Consider the following 3,780-nt stretch of genomic DNA (forward strand, 5'->3'; position numbering starts at 1 on the left):
CGCCGTCAGTGCCGGAAAGAAAAACGCCCAGAACTGCCCCGCCTTAGGCCCCGAGGCTGAGAAGGCGGACGGCTGGGAAAACATCGTTCCGAAACCACCGGCCCCCCAATAAGCCCACACCAAAAGCGCCATTCCCAGGACCACCAATAGCGGCGCCTTAATGTTGAGCAGAACGCGAATCGACTCGATCCCCCGGTAGACAACGATCATGTTGATCGTCCAGAAGAGTAAGAAGCATCCCAGTTGCGGTAGGCTCACGCCGATGTTTGCCAGCGGTTGAGCGCCATCCCACGATGGAATAAAGAGAGACAAAATCTTGTAGATAGCCCAGCCACCAATCCAGGTCTGTATCCCGAACCAGCCGCAAGCCACAAGCGCGCGCAAGAGTGCAGGCACGTTTGCCCCAAGGATCCCGTATGAAGCGCGGCAATAAACTGGAAACGGAATGCCGTATTTGGTGCCCGCGTGTGCATTGAGGACCATCGGCAAGAGCACGATCACGTTGCCCAAAAAAATTGTCAGCACGGCCTGCCACCAGTTCATCCCCTCGTCGATGAGCGAGGAAGCCAGCATGTAGGTTGGAATGCAGGCGGACATCGATACCCACAGCACAGCGATGTCCTTCATACCCCATCGCCGGTCAGCACGCGCGACGGGCGCCATATCGCGGCTGTAGTAGGGCGAACTACTCAGGTCAGGCGGCAGCTCGAAATCGCCCGCTCGCGCAGCTCCCGGTCTCGAAGGGGATGATGGCGTCATGATTCCTGTCGACCTAGGTTGAGAACTATTCGGTTTCCATTTGACGGGCCGGGGGCAGCGCGTACCTGCTGCAAAGCGGCCGGAGGAATTGAATGACGACAACGCCGCATAACATTCCGCTCGGTCTTGTGCTGGCAAGCGGCTCGCCGCATCCTGGCACTCGATTCGGGCACGTAAGATCTAGTGGTCAAGTCGCGCGCGATGATTTTGACCACGCTCGCCTTGTGTCCCTCGCTATCCGCCATGCTAACTTCGGGCGGCGAACGTCAAGCCGTGGTCCAACGCCTCGGCCAACTCATCGGCGTGCGCTATGGAAGCGTTGAGCGGGAGACCAGTGCGGATAACGTTGCCATACAACCCGCCTTTTCCCAACAGCACGTGGCGGCGTTTTGTCTCTTCGAAGATGTCGAGCACGGCTTGCGGTGCCGGCTGTTTGGTCTTGCGGTCGGTGACCAACTCGATGCCCTGCATGAGCCCCATGCCACGAACGTCCCCCACGAGAGCGTGTTTTTCTTTGAGCTCTTCGAGCTTTTTGCGCAAATGCTCGCCAACGATCTGCGCATTGCGGCGTAGATTGTCATCCTCGATCACCGAAATTGTGGCAAGCGCCGCTGACATCGAGACAGGGTTTCCCCCAAACGTCGCAAATGTGATACCCGGATATTTGTCGGCGACTTCCGGGGTGGCAATCGTCACCGCTACCGGGGCGCCGTTGCCCATTCCCTTGGCGCTAACCATCACGTCAGGGTCAACATTCCAATGTTCGATGCCGAACCACTTTTCCCCTGTACGTCCCCAGGCCGTCTGCACTTCGTCTGCGATGAACAAGCCACCGTATTTTCGGGCGATTGCCACGGCGCGTTCGAAATAACCTGGAGGAGGCACAATGAAACCTCCAGACCCGATGATGGTTTCGGCCATAAACGCGGCGATCTCACCGGTCGTCGACGTATGGATCAGCTCCTCGATATCGTCCGCACACGCAATACCGCACTGGGGGTATTCCAAGTGGAACGGACATCGATAGCAATAGGGTGCATGGGCGTGAACGAACCCAGGCACTTGCGCGGGTAGGCGTTTCCAGGGGGATTGGCCAGCCGCCGTCAAAGTTTGAGCGGACCGACCCGAGTAGCTATGGCGCAGCACCACGATTTCGGACCGGCCGGTAAAATGCTTCGCCGCAGCAATGGCCGTTTCGTTGGCTTCGGTGCCGCTGTTCGTAAAGAAACTCTTCTTCAATTTGCCAGGCGCAATTTCCGCCATCCGCTCTGCCAGGCGAGACTGGGGGCCGTTGGCATAAAGGGTCGATACGTGCGAAAGCGTCTTGACCTGTTCGACAATCGCTTCGACAACCCGCGGATTACTATGGCCGACGCTGATAGTCAGAACGCCGCCGAATGCGTCCAGGTATCGCTGGCCTGAATCATCCCAAACGTAAGCTCCCTCGCCGCGCACGAGTGCCAACGGTTCCTGGTAATAGGTTGCGATGGCTGGAAAAAGAAACTCGCGATGCCTGTCCACAATGTCCGAGCTCATAGGCCACTCCCGAATCAATACGGCAGCTTGGTTAAAATAGCGCCACTATCTGGCTACGGGGCATGCTACAGCGTGGGTATTTCTAGTGCCGTGCGGCGGTATCCGCAAGTCGACAACTTGCGGCAAATCCGCGGCTATGCCCTCCGCTACCCGGGAAGGCATGGTAGTCAATCGTTAAGAAATGCGGTCGCATCGCGACCAAAGCGTGGATCGAACATCGCCGTGACGTGCCCGCGGTTTCGATAGAGCACGAGCTTGGCGTTGGGAATGCCGTCAGCAGTCGCACGGAACTGTTCCGGCGAAAACGCGCGGTCATTTTCTCCAGCAATCACCAGCGTGGGGGCAGTGATCTCGGACAAGCTAGGATAAACGTTGAAGCCGCATTCGGCATGGATCGTGGCCAGCATGTCGCTGGGGTCGAGGTCTCGTTCCATCCATTCCTCGAGCCAGAGCATTAGCGTCGCCGGCCATCGCAGCATCGGTCCTGCTAATACAGAGGCCAGGAGGCGAGCTCCACTTTTGCCCTGCGAAATAAGTCTGCCGTATTCTTCTAGCCGGCAACGTCCGCTTTCGCCCAATGAACCGGCGGCACCGGCAACGATCAGACGATGAAGGGTTTTTGAACGATCCACTGCGAGTTGTAAAGCAATGGCCCCTCCGGTCGAAACCCCCATCAAGTCGATCGGCGCGGCGAACAATTCGTCTAATGCTTTGGCGTGCGCTGCTGCCAACTCTGACATAGTCAACGCGGGGTGCAGTTTGCGCGGACGATACAAGACGTGCACAGATCTGCCCGTTACACGGGCTAGACCCCGGTATCCGGCCGCCTGACGGGCCGCGATTCGAGGAGTCAGCGGGCGAGAATCTCGTGATAAACCCGGGAAAACCACCAAGGGCACTCCTTCGCCGACAACGAGGAGCGACATGAGCCCAGGCAATTCTTGGAAGCTAAACGTCCCTTTTACCAAGTTCGGCTCGGAAGAGTTTTGGGCATTCCTTTCCGCTCGCATGGCAGCCATAAGAATTCCGCAAAAGCATCCTCGTTACGATAGAAAGCCAGGGCGAGAATTAGTCTAGGAGCAAAAGTCGATAGCGGCTAGCCGCCATTGCATCGCGTCATGGCCGCCGAGGCGGTTTAGCTATCAGTCGGCTCATCCTGGCAGAGATGCCCGGGTATAATTGCCCGACACTGTCCATGTTAGACAGTGCCTCCTGAAGAAACTTTCAAGCCTGAACTGAACCGCCGAGCATATTTTTATGGCCGATCTCACCACGACTGTCGACGGTTTAACACTACCGAACCCGTTCGTAATTGGCTCCGGGCCGCCGGGGACGAACGCAAATGTCATCGGCAAGGCCTTCGATGAGGGTTGGGGCGCGGTGATCTGCAAGACCGTCAGTCTGGATGCGTCGAAGGTAATAAACGTGCAGCCGCGCTATGGGCGCTTGCGCACCCATGAGTCGCAGGAGATTTTTGGCTGGGAA

General features: G+C 57.6%; 4 protein-coding genes. 1 reads left to right on the forward strand and 3 read right to left on the reverse strand.

Annotated elements, in window-relative coordinates; genetic code table 11:
* From VGG64_21190 to VGG64_21200, 3 genes are all read right to left on the reverse strand, one after another.
* Positions 1-759, reverse strand: a 759-nt coding sequence (locus VGG64_21190; protein ID HEY1602131.1) for a cytosine permease, incomplete at its 3' end; no start/stop codon positions are given.
* Between the two features lie 246 nt (positions 760-1,005).
* A complete protein-coding gene (locus VGG64_21195) occupies positions 1,006-2,295 on the reverse strand; it encodes an aspartate aminotransferase family protein (GenBank protein HEY1602132.1) in 1,290 nt (429 codons plus the stop codon).
* A gap of 167 nt (positions 2,296-2,462) precedes the next feature.
* Entirely contained in the window at positions 2,463-3,314 is an 852-nt protein-coding gene (locus tag VGG64_21200; GenBank protein HEY1602133.1) for an alpha/beta hydrolase, read from the reverse strand.
* A 238-nt stretch (positions 3,315-3,552) separates the two neighbouring features.
* On the opposite strand from VGG64_21200, the gene VGG64_21205 reads away from it, so the two are divergent.
* On the forward strand, positions 3,553-3,780 hold a 228-nt coding region (locus tag VGG64_21205), incomplete at its 3' end, for a hypothetical protein (protein ID HEY1602134.1).

This window comes from Pirellulales bacterium (genome assembly GCA_036490175.1).
GTDB lineage: Bacteria > Planctomycetota > Planctomycetia > Pirellulales > JACPPG01 > JACPPG01.

Bases quoted from the DNA above. Each gene is read 5' to 3' on its own strand.
- VGG64_21195 (HEY1602132.1), bottom strand. From the start codon at position 2,295: ATGAGCTCGGACATTGTGGACAGGCATCGCGAGTTTCTTTTTCCAGCC.
- VGG64_21200 (HEY1602133.1), bottom strand. From the start codon at position 3,314: ATGGCTGCCATGCGAGCGGAAAGGAATGCCCAAAACTCTTCCGAGCCG.